Below are 17,242 nucleotides of genomic sequence, written 5' to 3'. Positions count from 1 at the left end.
CTTGCCGTACCCGCGGGGCGCGGCGACAGTACGTTTGATCTCATGCCCAGCGTGCTCCTGATCGGTGGCGGGATCCGCAAGACCGACGACCTGGTGGAACTGCTCGAGCAGGTCGTCAACCTGGCCCACCGCCATGCGCCGCAAGCGGCGATCGCGTTCAACACCAACCCCGCCGACAGCGTGCAGGCCGCTCAACGCCAACTGCGGTGAGTCCCGGCAACGGCGCTTAAACCAAAAGCGAAGGCGCCCAAGCCCAAGTGAAGGCGCGCCCAAGCCACGAAAAAGGCGCGCCCTAACCAACAGCGAAGGCGCGCCCCAAGTCACAGTGGAGGCGCGCCCCAGCCCACCAACAAGGCGCGCCCGGAGCACGAAGAGGCGCGCCAAAAGTGGTAGTCGGCGCGATTTTGTGTGGAGTGGCGCCGCAAATAAGCTTGTCGGCGGGGCAGGGCCGCAGGCCTGCCCGCTTTCCCTGTCCTTTGCGGCGCAGAGGCTCCACACCAAATCGCGCCGACCCCGACACAGGGGCGCGCCGAAAGCAACCACAGCGCGCGCCGCGGTGAGCCAAAGCGCGCCGCAGCGAGCCAAAACTGAGTTCTGACCGCGTTGATTCCCCTGAGGCGGAATTCCCTGGGGCGGCCTCCGGCCCCCAACACCAGCCTACCGGCGAGCACCGACACGTCCCCGCGGTGAAGATCCACAACACCAGAGTTGTCCACACCCAGCACGTGTCCACAACAGGGCCGCCAACGATGAATTCCGGCGGCCTGGCCCGTCATAGGAGCATGCTGATTATCGCCGGATACATCACAACCGACCCCAATGAGCGCGACACCTACGTCGAAGCCCACCGTGACCTGCTGCGCCGAGCCCGCGAAGCCCCCGGCTGCCTGGACGCGGCCATCAGCGCCGATCCCGTCGACCCCGCCCGAATCAACAACTACGAGCGCTGGCAATCCCGCGAGCACCTCGACGCCTGGCGAGCCGTGGCCAACGCCCCCGACACCGGTATCACCATCACCCTCGGCCCGATGAGCATGTTCACCGCGACCGACGAACGCCCGCCGTTCTAGTTCTCGTCGTCGGCCTTCTTGGCCTGATCGCCGCCGAACAACGCGGGGATCAGCAACAGCACCGCGCCGCAGAACAACGCGATGTCCGCGACGTTGCCGACGAACCAGCCGTTGTAGTCGATGAAGTCGACCACGTGCCCGCGCGCGAAGCCCGGCTCGCGGAACAACCGGTCGAGCAGGTGCGTCACCGCGCCACCCAGCAGCAGCGACAACGCCAGCGTCTGCACCCGCGGGGCCGGTTTGACCGCGAACCAGATCAACACCACCACCGCCACCGCGGTGATGATCGTGAAGATCCATGTCGCGCCCGCGCCGATGGAGAACGCCGCGCCCGGGTTGTACAGCAGCCGCAGCTGCAGGAACTCACCGAGCACCGGGACCGGCGCACGGCCGGGCAACGCCGATTCGGCCCAGAACTTCGTCGCCTGGTCCACCGCGACGATCAACACGGCCACAGCGAGCACCAACGGCACGCGGGCGACAACCGGGCGGGAAGCTGAGGTCTCCATCGCCGCCCACCCTATGTGCCCGGCTCATGGCAGATGTCAGAGACCTGCCCGTGGATCAGGCATGGACATGCTGGATCGTTGCGCGCCAACCGGACTGAACGCCCTCAGATCGCCGACGGGTTTGCTCCAACACCCCGACCTGCGGTGATTCTTCGTCGTACGCTCTGCTCCCAACACGGGAAACGAGGGCGAGGGCGTTGGGGCGCGGTCACCGGTTGCATGGACGGCACGCCGAATTGGCTGCCGTACTGACGGCTGCCCGCACGCGCACCGGCCGTCTCGTGGTCGTCAGGGGAGCACCCGGCACTGGCCGCACCGCCCTGCTCACCGCCGCCGGACACGCCCTGCGCGACACCGGCATGCCCGTCACGGCCATCACCGACCCCACCGAACTGTCCCGGTTACGGCCCCGCCGCACCGCGCTGCTCATCGACGACGCGGACGCCGTGCCGATCCAGGACCTGCTCGCTTGCCGCCGCAACGGCTGCCTGGTCATCGCCACCTGCCGCGACATCTCCACCAGCGAACTGTCCGCCGCCGCCGACCACACCCTCGACCTCGGCCCGCTGCCCGACGAGGACGTCCTGACCCTGCTGAAAGACGTCGGCCCGCTCGACCAACCGGTCATCGACGCGCTGCGCACCGCGCTCGGCCCCCTGTTCGGCAACCCCGGCACAGTCCTGGCCACCGTCGAGCACCTGCGCGACCGCCTGATCACCGTCGCCGAGCGGCTCTGCCTGCGCGAGCTGCACATCGCCCTGCCGCCGCACCACTGGCTGTGCACCCGCGACGATCCACTGCTGACCGCCGTGGCGATCCTGGGCGAACTGCGCATCGACGACCTGCCCATGCTCGCCGCCGCCCTCAGCGAACCCGTCGCCGACTGCGGCCGCCGGATCGACGCACTGGTCGAAGCCGACGTGCTGACCGTGGACACCACCGGCAAACTCCGCTGCGTCTGCCCGGCACTGGCCGCCGCACTCGCCGACGACGCCGGCCCACACCACGCCCAACGCCTGCACCACGCCCTGGCCGTCCAACTCATGCGCCGCAACGGCGACCCCACCACCATCGCCGACCACCTCACCGCCTCCGGCCTGAGCACACCCACCGCGCGACTGCTGCGCCTGGCCGACCGGGCCCACACCCAGCAGCCACACCGCGCCGCGCACTGGTACGCCGCCGCCCTGCGCGACCTGCCCCGCGACCGGCAAGAACACGCCAACGTGCTGCGGTCACTGCTGAAGCTGCTGGTCCAGAACGGACAATACGACCTGCTCAGCAGCGTGCTCGCCGATCAGGCCACGATGCCGAGCGCGGACCCCGCCGTACGCGACGACCTGGAGGCCGCGGCGATGCTCACGGCCTTCCACACCGGCCACCCGGTCAAAGTCGCCCATGAACCACGCACCGGCGGCCCGCTCGACCTGTACGCGTGGTGGACCGGCGAACACCGCACCCACATCCCGGACCCGACCGCCACCCCCGACGACGCCCTGCTCACCACCGCCGAACTGCGCCTGATCCACTGCGCCCTGTCGGTCGACCACGCCGGATGCGCCCGCGAAGTCGGCGCCATCCGCAACCCCGCCGCCCGTCAACGCCTGGAAGACCTCATGGAAGCCGGCGCCGCCGGCGACCCGACCGCCGTGTTCGAAATCGTCCTCGGTGCCGGCTACCGCGCACCCACCGACGGGCCACTCGCCCTGGGCCGCACCGTCATACGCGGCTACGCCGCCGCCAACTGGTCCGACGCGCTGCCCGCCGCGCGACGCCTGGAACTCACCGGCACCCCCGACAGCCCCATCCACCAAATGAGCCGCATCTACGCCGCGGCCATCCATGTCTCCCGCGGCGAATACGCCACCGCCTCTACCTGGCTGGCCACCGTCTCCCACGACCCGCGCTTCGCCGCCGGCCGCGCCACCGTCGAATGCACCCTGCTGCACCGCGCGGGTGACTCACTCGGCGCGGTCCACCTCGCCTGGCGCACCTACCGGCGAGTCCGCCGCGCAGGCACCCTCGCCGGTGTGGAGCGGCTGCTGCTGATCGCCCTGCAGATCGCGCTGCGCAGCGGCGACCGCGAAATGGCCACCGCACTGCACGAGGAAATCGAACAGCTCTACGTCCGCGCGCCCTGGCGCTGCGCCCGCCAAGTCGTGCTGCTCGGCCGCGGCCTGATCCACCGCGACCCCGCCGCCGCGGCCGAAGGCGCCACCGTCTGCCGCATCCGCGCACACCGGCCCGACCTGCTGTGGGCCTGCCGCATCCTGGCCCAGTTCTGCGACCAACCGGGCCCGCTGATCGACCAGATCAACACCCTGGCCGCCGACCCCACCGGCACGTTCCTGCTGCCCACCCAGCTCACCGCGATGATGCGCCGCTTCGGCGTGCCCGAACCACCACCCGAAGGCTTCACCACCACCGAGCTGCGCATGATCGACCTGATCCGCACCGGCCACACCAACCGGCAGATCGCCGCACTGCTGCACCTGAGCGTCAACACCATCGAGAACCACCTGACCCAGCTGTTCGCCCGCACCGGCTACAGCTCCCGCGTCGAGCTGGCCGCGGCGAGCAGCGACGGCAGGCTCACCGGAGGCGTGACATGACCGAGCTGGCCACCTCGGCTGACACCCAGCCGCGCCTCGCCGGCCGCGACGAGGCACTCGACCAAGTCTGCCGCGCGGCCACCACACCCGGCCGCAGCCTCGTCGTGGTCACCGGCCCCGCCGGCATCGGCCGCAGCAGCGTGCTCGACCGCGCCCGCGCCCGCCTCACCACCCAAGGCGTACGCACCATCACCGTCCCGGTCCTGCCCAGCGAACGCGACCGCCCACACGCCCTGACCTCCCGCATCTGCGACGAACTCGACGCACCCAGCGACCCCGACGCACATCAGCGCCTGACCACCACACTGCAGCAGCACACCACCCCGCTCGTGGTCATCCTCGACGACCTGCAATGGGCCGACCCCGACTCCCTGCGCGCCCTGTCCCGGCAACCCGCCTCAGCGGTGACGTTCGTATGCGCCCACCACACCACGACCACCCAGACCCTCCCGCCGCTGCCCTCGGTCGAACTGGTCCGCCTGCACCCGCTGCAACCCCACGAGACCAGCCTGATGATCGCCGGCCTGCTGCAGGCCAAACCCACCCCGGCGATGATCGACACCCTGCAGCACGGCAGCGCGGGCATCCCCGCCATCATCCGGCTGGCCATCGACGGCTACCGCCGCGCTGGCAGCCTGCGCATCGTCGACCGCACCGCCTACCTGGTACCGAGCACCCAACCGCCGACACCCGCACCACGGCACCCCGGCTTCGACTCGTTACGCCGCCTGGGCAGCACCGCATGGCCCGTGCTGAAAGCCCTCGCCGTGCTGCACCCGCTCGGCGACCACGCACCCGCCCTGATCGCCGCCGCCACCGGCAACACCGAAATCGACGTCGAACACATCCTCACCGGCCTGGAAGCCGACGAACTGCTCTACGCCAGACCCTGGCGATTCCGCACCCCACTGCTGGCCACCTGCCTGACCTCGTGCCTCGGCCCGTACGAACGCCACGAACTGGCCCGCCTGGCCGTCACCGCACTCTGGGACGGCACCGCCACCTGCGAGGACCCCCGGTTCCTGCCCGAACAACTGGTCAACGCGGGCACCCTGATCGACCCCGACCGCGCAGGCACCACCCTGCTCGAACACGGCACCGCCGCCATCGTCGACGACGAATACTTCGCCATCCGCTGGCTCGAAGCCGCCGCCGAACGCGTCACCGACCCCCAGCAACGCGCCAACGCCCTGTTCCTGCACGCCGTGGCCTGCGGCTACCACGCCGACTTCACCGCCGCCAACGACAGCATCAACACCGTCATCACCAGCTACACCGACCGGCTGAGCCCCGAAGCGGTCCAGGAAACCCAGATCGTCAGACTCATCGGCCTCGGCGCCACCGGCGACCGCCGCACACTGCACGAAATCGCCGACTACCGCTACCACGCCCTGCTCGGCGACGACGCCGACCAGATCATCGGCCGCGCCTTCGCCCTGTGCTTCATCGACCGCTGGGCCGAAGCGGAAACCCTGCTGGACACCACCCGGCACATCTGGTCGCACGGCAACGACTCCGCCGTCACCTACGGCAACGTGATCGCCTTCGGCACCGCCTTGGTCCGCGGCCGCCCGAGCACGTACTTCGACCTCGTCGACGACATCGAAGGCCACTGCCCGCTGTTCGCCGAACAACGCCACCAACCCGGCCTGCTCAACGCCATGGCCCGCGCACTGCTGCTGATCGGCGAAGCCACCCGCGCCGATCAACTCATGGCCGCCCACAACCTCGCCCCCGAACACACCATGACCGCCACCCGCGCACTGCAAGCCAGCGCCGTGGGCCACTGGGACGACGCCCTCACCCTCGCCCGGCTCAGCCTCGCCACCGGATCCACCCTCGGCCACCTGCTGTGCCACACCGTCCTGTGCCGCGAAATGGCCACCATCCTCACCGCCCGCGGCACCATCAACGCCGCCCGCGACATGATCGACTCGGCCCGGATCGCCGAAACCTGCCTGCCCCACCTGCTCGCCCTGGCCGAAGCCGACCTCGAACACGCACTGGGCAACCACTCCCGCGCCCGGCTGCTGCTCGACGACGGCCTGTCCACCGCCGAAGAACAAGGCATCGTCGTCGGCACCGACGAACTCTGGCTGCGCATCGCCGTGCACAACCTCACCGCCGGCGCCCACGCCGACGCCAGCGACGCGGTCACCGAACTCAAACAACTCGCCGAACGCCTCGGCACCGGCCGCGCCCGCCGTAACCACCTACTGGCCACCGCCCTCGTGCACGACGACTACACCGCCGCAGGCGAAGCCATCGCCACCGCCCGCAACCGCGGTCAAACACCCGAAATCGCCGACACCCTGATGCACCTGCTGCAGCACACCATGGGCACCCCAGCACTCATGCGCGAGGCCTACGACCTCTACGGCGACATGGACGCCCTGCTGCCACGCGCCAAACTGCGCCGCCTCATGCGCGACCAAGGCATCGCGGTGCCCGGCCGCAGCGTCACCAACAGCGAGAACGAACGCCTGCTCGCCTCACTGGTCGCCGACGGACTGACCAACCGGGAACTGGCCACCGTGCTGGCCACCACGGAAAAAAACGTCGAAGCCAGGCTGTCACGATTGTTCCAACGCACCGGATACCGCACCCGCGTCGAACTGGCCACCGCGATCCTCACCGGCGAATACCACCCAGCCTGAAAACCCGTCGACACTTTCACAGCACTCAGGCTATAAATGCGACGTGTTACGCAAGTACCCCCGAACCCATCACCTGGAATCGTCCCGGCTGCAACCAGGCGACGAAGACATGCACTCGGTCGCCTTCACCCAGATCCGGAACCGACACCTGGTCGTTGAGGAAAAACTCGACGGGGCGAACGCGGCCATCAGCTTCACCCCGGACGGCACACTGCAGCTGCAAAGCCGCGGCCACTACCTCACCGGCGGCCCACGAGAACGACAATTCGGCCCATTCAAAGCATGGGCGGCGACAATCCAGCACGCATTGTTCGACCGAATCGGCGACCGCTACATCGTCTACGGCGAATGGATGTACGCGAAACACACAGTGTTCTACGACGCACTGCCGCACTATTTCTGCGAATTCGACATCCTCGACACAACCACGGGAGATTTTCTCTCGAGCGAGCGGCGGGCCAACCTGCTGTCCGGACTGCCGATCAGCTCAGTCCCCATCCTGCACACCGGCCCGGTCGCGTCCCTGTCCACACTGCTGTCGTTCGTCGGCCCCTCGACCTGCCGCACCGCGCGCTGGCGCGACGCTTTGCATTCCGCAGCACAGGGGAGTGCCACGGTCCTCGCCGAGACCGACATGAACGAAGACATGGAAGGCCTGTACATCAAGGTCGAGGAGAACGGGGTAGTGGCCGAACGGTACAAGTGGGTGCGGCCCACATTCCTGACCGCGGTCCTGGACTCCGGCTCGCACTGGGCCGACCGGCCCATCGTGCCGAACCAACTGGCCAACCCGGCGGTGATGTATGGAGGTGTTTGAGCAACTCTGCCCAACCAGTCCACCATGGACAGTCTCGTGGCCCGACATCCGGGAGGCGTTCTGGTGGATCCGCCGGATGACCGACGTACCCCAGGACTGCGTGCACCACGCGGAAGGCGACGTCGAAACCCACACCCGCATGGCCTGCGAAGCCCTCGTGTCGCTACCGGAATGGCGGGCCTTGCCACGCGACGCGCAAGTGCGGATGTTCGCCACGGTACTGCTGCACGACGTAGCCAAACCCGACTGCACACAACACATCGACGGACGCATCACCGCACACGGCCACTCCCGCCGCGGCGACCTACTGGTCCGACGCATCCTCTGGGAACTGGACGCGCCCATCGCATGGCGCGAACACGTCGCGGCATTGGTGCGCCACCACCAGATTCCGTTCTGGGCACTGGAGCGTCCCGACATCGAACAGATCGCGTTCCGCGCGAGCCTGCTCGCCTCCAACACCGACCTGGTCATGCTCGCGACCGCCGACATCCTCGGCCGGATCTGCTCGGACGTCACCGAAGTACTCGACAACATCGCCCTCTACCGCGAATACTGCGACGAAATGTCCTGCTTGGGCCGTCCACGCGCGTTTTCCTCAGACCACGCCCGGTTCATGTACTTCCGCACGCCCGGCCGTGACCCCAACTACGACGCCTACGACGACACCCGCCTGACCGTCACAATCATGTCCGGGCTACCCGGCGTCGGCAAAGACACCTGGATCGCCGCTCACCGCTCGGGCCTACCAGTGATCAGCCTGGACACCCTGCGCACCGAACTGCGCGTCAAACCCACCGACGACCAACGCCCGGTGATCAGCGCAGCACAAGAACAGGCACGCAGGTACCTACGCGCCGGACAACCGTTCGTGTGGAACGGAACCAACGTATCCAGGCAGATCAGGCAACAGTCCATCGGACTCGCCGCGGCCTACAAAGCACGGGTGGAAGTAGTCGCACTAGAGGCACCACCGGCGGTGATCACATCACGCAACGCCGCCCGCCCAGAACCCGTACCCGCCACGGTCATCGACCGCCTGGCGAACAAATGGGAAGCCCCCGACCCCACCGAAGCGCACAGCGTGCACTGGTTGAGCACGAAGTAGGGGAGAACCACTCGGGTTCGGTGGTCAGCAGCTCGAAAACCTCGTCGGGTAAGCCCGTCGAACTCCACCACAACCGGGGCCCGACCGCCCTCACCTGCGGAAACATCGATCTTGGTACTCCCACGGGAGTACCCGTAACTGCCATCCCCAGCCGGACGAAACCACTGCCCCCAACGACCACAGTCGACCCTATGAGCACCCTCAAAGACCGTTGGGCAACCATCGTCCTAGCCATCGCCACCGCGCTCGCCGCCGCCAACGTCGGCCAGATCCTCCTCACCCACGCGCACTACCAATCCTGGCAACACATATCCCCACACGACATGACCGCCGTACACGACAACTGGGCGTCCGTCGTCGACACCGTCATCATGCCACTGGCCATCGCATCCGCCGCCTGCACGCTCGCCCTGCTCGTCCTACGACACTCACGAGTGCCGTGGTGGACCGTCGGCACCGCCGCCGCCATCCACGCCGCCGTCTTCATCACCTCGTTCACCATGTGGGCGAAATGGCAGCACCAGATCGGCAACGGCGGCTATGTTCGCGATACCGACAACACCTTCAGCGTCCCCTACGAGCGGATCATGGACACCCACTGGCTACGCATCACCCTCATGACCATCCTCGCCCTGGTCACCCTCGCCATGCTCCTGCGCGCCACCACCCGCAAAACCCATGCGTAACAAGGACATCCTGCTCGGCCTCGGACTCACCGCACTCGTCCTCACCTGGGGCTACCTCGCACCGGAAAACCGGGCCCTCGACGCCCAAGGCATCACACTCGCCATCGCCGCCACACTCCCGATCACCGCACGCCGACGCTGGCCCATCCCCGTCCTGGCCGTCCACATCGTCCTATCCACCATCTACAACACCCTCGACTACCCGCACGACGCACTCATGCCACCCGCGCTCGTCGCCCTCTACACCGTCGTCTCCACCAGCACCCGCATCTGGTCCATCACCGCCACCACATTCACCTGCGTCTACGTCCTCGCCGCGCGCGCCATCGACGACCAAGGCCTCGGCATCGACGCACTCGGCACGCTCGGCTGGCTCACCGCCGCCATCGTCCTCGGCGAACACGCCCGCCAACGAAACGCCAACCACGCCAAGCAAACCCGCCAACAGGTCACCGAAGAACGCCTCCGCATCGCCCGCGACCTGCACGACCTGCTCGCCCACACCATCACCACCATCCGCGTCCAAGCCAGCGTCGCCGCACACCTCATCACCGAAACCACCCAGCCACTCGACCGCGCCACCGTCGCGAAAACACTCGACACCATCACCGACGCCTGCGACCAAGCCCGCACCGAACTCCGCTCCACCGTCGAAGTCCTCCGCGACCCCATCCCCGTCCTGCCCAACATCACCGACCTCGGCAGCGTCACCCACGCCGCCGGCATCGACATCACCTTCCAGAACACCGGAACCGAACGCCCACTGCCACCACACGTCGAAATCGCCGCCTACCGGATCGTCCAGGAAAGCCTCACCAACATCGTCAAGCACTCCAACGCCACCACCGCGGCCGTCAGCCTCGACTACGGTGCCGACATGCTCACCGTGACCATCACCGACAACGGCACCACCACCAACCCCGGCGAAGGCCACGGCATCATCGGCATGACCGAACGCGCCCGCAGCATCGGCGGCCACCTCACCATCCACACCGACAACGGCTACACCGTCACCGCCGAACTGCCGACAGGGAAGTCATGACCATCCGCGTCCTGCTCGCCGACGACCAAGCACTCGTCCGCGGCGCGTTCGCCATGCTCATCGACTCCGCACCAGACATCGAATGCGTCGGCGAAGCCGCCACCGGACGCCAAGCCATCGACACAGCCGCCGCCGTCACCCCCGACGTCGTGCTGATGGACCTGCGCATGCCCGACCTCGACGGCATCGAAGCCACCCGCCACATCACCGACAACCACCCCGGCGTCCGCGTCCTCGTGCTCACCACCTACGACACCGACGAAAACGTCGCCGCCGCACTACGAGCCGGCGCGAGCGGATTCGTCGTCAAAGACATCCGCCCCGCCGACCTCCTCGACGCGATCCGCGCCGTCGCCGCAGGGGAGCGGCTGCTGTCACCGGGACCAACCGCCACGCTGATCGCCCGGTTCCTCCGCGCCCCCGACCACACACCCGTGACGAAACGCATGGACGGGCTGACCGAGCGGGAACGCGAAGTCCTCACACTCGTCGCCAAAGGCCTCAGCAACCACGAAATCGCCGACACCCTGGTACTCAGCCCGCTCACGGTCAAGACACACGTCAGCCGCATCTTGACGAAACTCCACGCCCGCGACCGCGTCCACCTGGTCATCGCAGGCTACGAATCCGGGCTCGTCACCCCCGGCTCCAACCCCGACAACGCCCGATAGGTCCGGTTGCCCGCAGCCGCCGCCCGGCGTTCCTTCCCCGTGGCCTCAATGTAGTTCTGGCTCGTGTTCAAATTCGCGTGCCCCAACAACGCCATGATCTCCGCCGCGTTCGCGCCATCCTCAGCCAGCCGCGTCGCGAACGTGTGCCGCAACGCGTGCAGGTTCGCCCCCGTCGGGACCTGATCACGGATCCCCGCCCACCGATAACTGGTCTTCACCAGGTAGTCCAGCGCGCCACGACCGATCGGCTCACCCCGATAATCCAGCAGCAGAGCCGAATTCGGGCCGAATCGCTGATGCGGGAACCGCACCGCGCACGACGCCAGGTACGCGTCGATCACACGCTCCATCGACGGCTCGATCGGGATGGACCGTTCCCGGCTTCCCTTGCCGTGCACATGAAGACGCTGCTCCCCAGGCCTGCCGACCACCGAAGACCGTTGCAGCGCACGGACTTCCGCCGATCTGAGACCCGCGACAAGGCCAAGCGCGATCACCAGGACGTCCCGCTCCGGCCACGGATCACGAGCCTTCCGCGCCCCAGACGCCGCCGCGGCAAGGAGTCTCTCCGGGGTGTCCTCACCGCGCAGCGGCTTGGGGGAGGGCGGCGGCGCCTTCGGCCGGACGACCGCGCCCATCGGATTTCCTTCCAGCAAGCCGTCGGCGACACAGAAGTTGAGAAACTGATTCCACGTCGACCAGGCGCGTGCCACGGACGTTTTGGCATGTCCGTCGGCGAACTCGCCGAACGCCGCCCGCAGCGCCGGCACAGTCAGATCCTCGATGGTTAGCTCAGCTATGGATTTGCTGGCGGTGTCGGCGAGTAGGGAAGTGATGCCGTGCAGATCGCGACGGTAGGCGGCTGTGGTGTGCGGGGAGTCCTTACGGGGTTTGCGGGCGAGGAAGAACGCGTCCTGGGCGTGGAGCAGCAGCACATGATCTTGATACCGGGACCCACCGACAATCCACATTTCCACACCCGTTGAATTCATGCATAACAGTCATTATGCATCAAACCGGACAGAACTCCGATCGGCGACGTCCGGACACCCGTCGGACTTACGTCACGGTGACGATTAATAAGAGGTGTTGAACCCGAGCCTGGGGGCCAGGGCGCGGCCGCTGACGGCTGAGCTGTCCGACCAAGTCGAGTGCCATCTGTAGGACGTTGGAACGTCGGGATGCATCCGTTGGCATCTCCAGCCCGCCAAAGAACCAACTCGTCCGCCGGCTCGGCCAGTCCGGCTCGGTTGACCGGTGGAAGGTTCGTCAGGAGCCAACGACAGAGCGTTTGAGTCTTCCGGGCAGCCCGAAACACGGCCCGGCATGCCTCTCTCGGCGCCTGATATTCGATCTTCGCCAAGTTCGATAATCTACATTATGTCAAGTAACGGATGACGGGCCCTCCCCGGAGCCGGAATCGGTGCCGAACCGCTCGGACGCCAGATCCAGCGACGCCTTCTGCAGGATCGCTGGGATGTCCGCGTCCGGGCAGTCCCGCTCGTAGGCCATCGCGACGTCCACGAACGCCTTCACGCATCCGTTGACCATCAGCTGTGCCCGCTTGCTCAACTCCTCGGCGACTTCCTGTGCTATCCGACGGACTGCCTCGTTCTGGTCCGGCGGGACTGCGCTGATGTCGATCTGAAGGTCCAGCACGCCGTGCCGGAGAAGCGACAGCGCCGCTTTGATGTCGGTCTTCTCGGAGCCACGGATGGCGCCGTGGGCGACGGTGAGGATGCCGACCCCGGCCTGCATCGCTTCGATCCTGTTGATCACCAGCTCAGCATGTCACGCGGTGGGCTGTGCTTCAGTCGCCCGACTGGGCGGTGTGTGCTCCCCTGATGTCCACGTAGTGCGGGTTGTACATGATGCCGAGGATGTTGCCGAAGGGGTCGATGACCGATGCTGTCACGAATCCTGCTTCGCGTGGGGTGATCGGCTCGTGCACGGTGGCGCCGTGTGCCACCAGGCGGCGCATGGCTTCCTCGATGTCGTCGACGTGCCAGAAGGTGACTGAGCCTGCGGGTTCGGTTGCTTTGTGGGGTGCGTATTTTCGGTCGATGAAGCCGAGTTCGTGTTCGTAGTCCCCGATTCGGTATTCGATGTACGCGGGTGGGCTGTCGTGTGGGAACTGGTAGTACGACTCGATGCCCAGCAGTTCGGTGTACCAGGTGCGGGCGTCGGCGAGTGAGTCGGCGAAGAAGCTGACGGTGGCGAGTCCTCGTAGCATGGGGTTCTCCTTTCCGGTTGGCTCTGAGCCTGCCGGGTAAAGTGCTCATCAATTGAGCACTTTGTTTGCGAGACTCTCCCCTATGCGTGCTGATCGGCTCGTTGCCGCCTTGTTGTTGATGCAGTCGCGGGGTCGGGTGACCGCGGCTGAGCTTGCTGAGGAGTTGGAGATCTCGGTGGCGACCGCGCGCCGGGATCTTGAGGCGTTGTCGGCTGCTGGGATTCCGGTGTATCCGCAGGCTGGTCGTGGTGGCGGGTGGCAGTTGGTCGGTGGTGCGCGCACCGACTTGAGCGGGTTGTCGGCGGCTGAGGCGCAGGCGTTGTTTCTTCTGGTGGGGCCTGCCGCGGCGATCGCGCCGGAGGCGAAGGCGGCGTTGCGGAAGTTGGTGCGGGCGTTGCCGGATACGTTCCGGGCTGATGCGGAGGCTGCGGCCAGTGCGGTGGTGATTGATTCGAGCCGGTGGGGTGAGCGGCAGAAGGTTCGGCAGGGTCCGGTTGAGGTATTGCAGTCTGCGGTGGTGCGCCGGGTGCGGGTGCGGTTCACGTACAAGCAGTCGGTGCGTGTGGTGGATCCGCTTGGGTTGGTGGACAAGGACGAGGTTTGGTATTTGATCGCCGGTACGGGTTCCGGGCGGCGGACGTTCCGGGTGGATCGGATGACCGATGTGGAGGTGACGGACTCCCCTGCTGATCGTCCGGATGATTTCGACTTGTCGACGGCGTGGGACGAGGTGGTCGAGCAGGTTGAGCGTCGGCGTGGGTTGGTGTCGGCGGTGGTGTTGGCGCAGGCGAGGCATGTGTTCGTGTTGCGGGATCAGTTCGGGCGGCATTGTGAGGTGTTGGAGGAGTTGGCTGACGGGCGGGTGCGGCTGCGTCTTGCCGCGTCGATGCCGATCATGATCGCGCAGGTGTTGGCTGGGTGGGGTGCGTTGGTGGAGGTCGAGGAGTCGGATGCGGTGAAGGCGGAGTTGGTGCGGCTGGGTTCGGAGTTGGTGGCGCAGTACGGGTGAGCAGGTGCGATGGGGTCAGGCGACGCCGAGCAGCAGTGTGACGGTGACGTGTTCGGTGTATGGCTGGTGTGGTTCGAGTGTGTGCTGGAGTTTTGTGGCGAAGGCGTCGCGGTCGGTGGGTAGTTGTTCGGGTGAGAGTGCTGAGTAGATGCCGCCGAGGATGTGGTCGATGTTCAGGTGCCTGGTGTAGCTGACTGTTGCGGTGTGTACGGCGTATCCGGCGGTGGTGAGGCTGTGGGTGTAGCGCTGGTGGCTTTCGGTGTCGGTGCCGCAGGTGGCGGTGACGGGGTGGCCGAGCAGGTCTTCCACGCAGGTGCGCAGCGCGCGGGACCAGGTGGTGTCTTGGAGCCAGAGTGGGGTTCCGTTGGTGATCACGGCTACTCCCCCTGTGTCGCGCAGGAGTGGGCGTGCGTTGTGGAAGAGGGTGTTGTGGTCCATCCAGTGCAGGGCTTGGCCGATGGTGATCACGCCGACGGATCGGTGGCCCAGGAGGGGTATCAGGTGTGGGATGTGGGTGTCGCCGGCCAGTAGCCAGGTGATGGGCCGCTCCCCTGCCGTGGTGCGGGCGTGGGCGAGCATGTCGGGTTCGATGTCCATGCCGATGACGCTGCGGACGCGTTCTGCGAGTGGGATGGTGAGTTGTCCGGTGCCGCAGCCGAGGTCGATGGCGGTGTCGTTGTCTGTCAGTGTGAAGACGTCGGTGAGGGTGTCGAAGACTTCGGCTGGGTAGCCGGGTCGGTAGCGTTGGTAGTAGTCGGCGACCTCGCCGCGGAATCCCCTGCTCATGGGGTCAGCGTGCCGAGTGTGTCGGCTGGTGTGCCAGTGATTCTGCTCAGGGCGTGATGGTCCAGGGGCTCAGGCCGAGTGTGGTGGTGTTGCCGAGGTCGATGCCGCCGTCGGGTTCGATGGTTTGGGGTGCTGCTGTGGGGGTTGGGGTGATGGTGAGGTAGACGCCGAGGGTGGCTTTGCGGTCGGTTTCGGTGACGAGGTTGCGCCAGAGCAGTCCGGCGTGGGCGGTTTGGCCGGGTTGGAGGGTGATGGTTTGGGGTGGGCGGTCGAAGTGTTGGAGGCCGGTGGTGATGCCGTTGGATCCATGGCCGATGGTGGCGTTAATGGGTGTGCGGTCTTTGTCGAGGATGCGGATGTCGGGGTAGCCGTTGATGTGGGTGGTGGCGGGTCCGTGGTTGGTGAGTTGGATGTCCAGGACGCGTAGGCCCATGGCGGCGTCGACGGTGCCGGGGCGGATGATGAGGCCGGTGGGTTGTGGTGGTGTGGTGCTTGGGGGTGGCGGCGTCGGGTTGGGTTTGGGTGTGCTGCATGCGGTGAGCAGCAGCAGGGTCAGGATGATCAGAGGTCGCACATGATCATCCTTTCAGGCGATACTTTCCGTTTACATGTGACCACCGTTCGTAGGTTCTAATCACATGCATGTCACCTCATACTCGCGTTCGGCGCGGCGGTCCGTTCGTCCCCTGCATTGACCGTCGGCCCGTTGTGGAGGTGTGTCGATGAAGGTCCGGATCGGTGTGGTGGCTGCCGCGTTGGCGGTGCCGTTGGTCCTGGTCAATACCCCGTCGAATGCTCCGTCGGCGGCCCAGAATGAAGTGGTACAGCCAGATCCGGCGCCGTATTACTGGCAGGTTCCTGGTGCCAGTGAGCGGGCGTTGAAGGCGGCTGGGTTTGATGTCGAGCACGGTGACGGCGGTGCTCTGCAGGTCGTGGGTGATCAGCGGGTCGCGGATCAGTTGGCTGGGTTGGGTTTCCGGCCGGTCAGGCACGACACGGTTTACAAGGACGTGCTCCCCCGTGTCGCGGATGTGGGTGTGCAGACGTTCTATGGCGGGTATCGCACGGCGGCTGAGAACGCGAAGCGTCTGACGGATGCCGCGGCGGCGTTTCCGGCGTTGACGCAGGTGTACGACATTGGTGACAGCTGGTTGAAGACGCAGGGCCGGGGTGGGCATGACATCCGGGCGGTCTGTATCACCAAGAAGCAGGCTGGGGATTGTGCGCTGAACCCGAATTCGGCCAAGCCGCGGTTCGCGATGATCGCGCAGTTGCATGCGCGGGAGTTGGCGACGAGTGAGTTGGCGTGGCGGTGGATCGATCATCTGACCAAGGGGTACGGGTCGGATCCCGAGGTGACGTCCATTATGGACACCACGGAGATGTGGGTTGTGCCGGTGGCGAATCCTGATGGGGTGGACATTGTCGCCTCGGGTGGGAATTCGCCGCGGATGCAGCGTAAGAACGCCAACAACCCGACGGGGTGCGCGGTGCCGACGGGTGGGGTGGATCTGAACCGGAATTCGACGTTCAAGTGGGGCGGCGCGGGCACCAGTCGGTGTGGTGAGACCTACCAGGGCACGTCGGCGGGTTCCGAGCCGGAGACGAGGGCGTTGGAGGCGTGGTTCAAGCAGTTGTTCCCGGACCAGCGTGGGCCTGGTGACACGGATGTGGCGCCGGTGACGACCAAGGGTGTGATGATCACGGTGCACAGTTACGGCAACTTGATCATGCCGCCGTGGGGGTGGACGTGGAACGCGAATCCGAACAAGGCTGGGCTGGACGCGTTGGGCCGCAAGATGGCGGCGTTCAACTCCTACACGGTGCGGGCTGAGGGTGACACGACCGGGACGACGGACGATTTCACGTACGGCAATCTGGGGATCGCGAGTTACACGTTCGAGTTGGGTTCCAGTAGCGGCAACTGTGGCGGGTTCTTCCCGCAGTACTCCTGTGTGGACAGTTTGTTCTGGCCGCGCAACAAGGGTGCGTTGCTGACGGCGGCGAAGGCCGCGAAGGCTCCTTACGCGAGTTGACCTCAA

Annotated in this window: 17 protein-coding genes; 11 read left to right on the top strand and 6 right to left on the bottom strand. The window is 66.6% G+C overall.

Going from position 1 to position 17,242, the window contains the following annotated elements; translation table 11 throughout:
* Nucleotides 1-42 precede the first annotated feature (42 nt).
* Nucleotides 43-210, top strand: a complete 168-nt coding sequence (locus tag B9C43_RS56635) for a hypothetical protein (protein WP_160096397.1) — start codon at nt 43-45, stop codon at nt 208-210.
* 572 nt (nt 211-782) lie between these two features.
* Nucleotides 783-1,070 carry a putative quinol monooxygenase gene (locus B9C43_RS07760; protein WP_033392187.1) on the top strand — a complete coding sequence of 96 codons (288 nt, stop codon included), beginning with the start codon at nt 783-785 and terminating at the stop codon, nt 1,068-1,070.
* On the opposite strand, the gene lspA is transcribed toward B9C43_RS07760, so the two are convergent.
* Nucleotides 1,067-1,579 (bottom strand): signal peptidase II, encoded by a 513-nt coding sequence (gene lspA / locus B9C43_RS07755; protein WP_033392188.1) that lies wholly within the window; start codon nt 1,577-1,579, stop codon nt 1,067-1,069. The two genes, B9C43_RS07760 and lspA, sit on opposite strands and share 4 nt — an antisense overlap.
* A 236-nt stretch (nt 1,580-1,815) precedes the next feature.
* Here lspA and B9C43_RS07750 point away from each other — a divergent pair, with 236 nt between their 5' ends.
* The 7 genes from B9C43_RS07750 to B9C43_RS07720 all read left to right on the top strand — a co-directional run bounded on the left by B9C43_RS07750 (nt 1,816) and on the right by B9C43_RS07720 (nt 11,172).
* Nucleotides 1,816-4,191, top strand: a complete 2,376-nt coding sequence (locus B9C43_RS07750) for a helix-turn-helix transcriptional regulator (RefSeq protein ID WP_084425252.1) — start codon at nt 1,816-1,818, stop codon at nt 4,189-4,191.
* Nucleotides 4,188-6,848 carry an AAA family ATPase gene (locus B9C43_RS59570; RefSeq protein WP_084425251.1) on the top strand — a complete coding sequence of 887 codons (2,661 nt, stop codon included), beginning with the start codon at nt 4,188-4,190 and terminating at the stop codon, nt 6,846-6,848. The genes B9C43_RS07750 and B9C43_RS59570 overlap by 4 nt, the downstream gene beginning before the upstream one ends.
* Before the next feature lie 43 nt (nt 6,849-6,891).
* The gene (locus tag B9C43_RS07740; RefSeq protein ID WP_084425250.1) at nt 6,892-7,665 is read left to right on the top strand and encodes an RNA ligase family protein; all 774 of its coding nucleotides are present in this window, start codon (nt 6,892-6,894) and stop codon (nt 7,663-7,665) included.
* A gap of 76 nt (nt 7,666-7,741) precedes the next feature.
* Nucleotides 7,742-8,773 carry an AAA family ATPase gene (locus B9C43_RS07735; RefSeq protein ID WP_200825448.1) on the top strand — a complete coding sequence of 344 codons (1,032 nt, stop codon included), beginning with the start codon at nt 7,742-7,744 and terminating at the stop codon, nt 8,771-8,773.
* Between the two features lie 191 nt (nt 8,774-8,964).
* Nucleotides 8,965-9,459, top strand: coding sequence for a hypothetical protein (locus tag B9C43_RS07730; RefSeq protein WP_084425248.1), 495 nt, complete (start codon nt 8,965-8,967; stop codon nt 9,457-9,459).
* Nucleotides 9,452-10,501: a sensor histidine kinase gene (locus B9C43_RS07725; protein ID WP_084425247.1), complete on the top strand. Its 1,050-nt coding sequence runs from the start codon at nt 9,452-9,454 to the stop codon at nt 10,499-10,501. Before B9C43_RS07730 ends, B9C43_RS07725 begins: the two co-directional genes overlap by 8 nt.
* Entirely contained in the window at nt 10,498-11,172 is a 675-nt protein-coding gene (locus B9C43_RS07720; RefSeq protein WP_084425246.1) for a response regulator, read from the top strand. Before B9C43_RS07725 ends, B9C43_RS07720 begins: the two co-directional genes overlap by 4 nt.
* On the opposite strand, the gene B9C43_RS07715 is transcribed toward B9C43_RS07720, so the two are convergent.
* The 3 genes from B9C43_RS07715 to B9C43_RS07705 form a co-directional block, all read right to left on the bottom strand.
* Nucleotides 11,121-12,143, bottom strand: coding sequence for a tyrosine-type recombinase/integrase (locus B9C43_RS07715; protein ID WP_033392199.1), 1,023 nt, complete (start codon nt 12,141-12,143; stop codon nt 11,121-11,123). The two genes, B9C43_RS07720 and B9C43_RS07715, sit on opposite strands and share 52 nt — an antisense overlap.
* Nucleotides 12,144-12,555: 412 nt before the next feature.
* Nucleotides 12,556-12,951: a hypothetical protein gene (locus B9C43_RS07710; RefSeq protein ID WP_033392200.1), complete on the bottom strand. Its 396-nt coding sequence runs from the start codon at nt 12,949-12,951 to the stop codon at nt 12,556-12,558.
* Between the two features lie 31 nt (nt 12,952-12,982).
* Nucleotides 12,983-13,405: a VOC family protein gene (locus tag B9C43_RS07705; protein ID WP_084425245.1), complete on the bottom strand. Its 423-nt coding sequence runs from the start codon at nt 13,403-13,405 to the stop codon at nt 12,983-12,985.
* Nucleotides 13,406-13,487: 82 nt separating this feature from the next.
* Between B9C43_RS07705 and B9C43_RS07700 the strand changes: the two genes are divergently transcribed.
* The gene (locus B9C43_RS07700) at nt 13,488-14,414 is read left to right on the top strand and encodes a helix-turn-helix transcriptional regulator (RefSeq protein ID WP_084425244.1); all 927 of its coding nucleotides are present in this window, start codon (nt 13,488-13,490) and stop codon (nt 14,412-14,414) included.
* A 15-nt stretch (nt 14,415-14,429) separates the two neighbouring features.
* Here the strand turns inward: B9C43_RS07700 and B9C43_RS07695 are convergent, their stop codons facing one another.
* Both B9C43_RS07695 and B9C43_RS07690 read right to left on the bottom strand, forming a co-directional pair.
* Nucleotides 14,430-15,200, bottom strand: coding sequence for a class I SAM-dependent methyltransferase (locus B9C43_RS07695; protein WP_084425243.1), 771 nt, complete (start codon nt 15,198-15,200; stop codon nt 14,430-14,432).
* 46 nt (nt 15,201-15,246) lie between these two features.
* Nucleotides 15,247-15,774 (bottom strand): DUF4232 domain-containing protein, encoded by a 528-nt coding sequence (locus tag B9C43_RS07690; RefSeq protein ID WP_084425242.1) that lies wholly within the window; start codon nt 15,772-15,774, stop codon nt 15,247-15,249.
* A gap of 148 nt (nt 15,775-15,922) precedes the next feature.
* On the opposite strand from B9C43_RS07690, the gene B9C43_RS07685 reads away from it, so the two are divergent.
* Nucleotides 15,923-17,236, top strand: coding sequence for a M14 family zinc carboxypeptidase (locus B9C43_RS07685; protein ID WP_084425241.1), 1,314 nt, complete (start codon nt 15,923-15,925; stop codon nt 17,234-17,236).
* Nucleotides 17,237-17,242 lie beyond the last annotated feature (6 nt).

The sequence above is a fragment of the Kibdelosporangium aridum genome (assembly GCF_900176515.1).
Taxonomy (GTDB): Bacteria; Actinomycetota; Actinomycetes; order Mycobacteriales; family Pseudonocardiaceae; genus Kibdelosporangium; species Kibdelosporangium aridum.
This window is presented reverse-complemented; position numbering and strand designations above follow the sequence as displayed.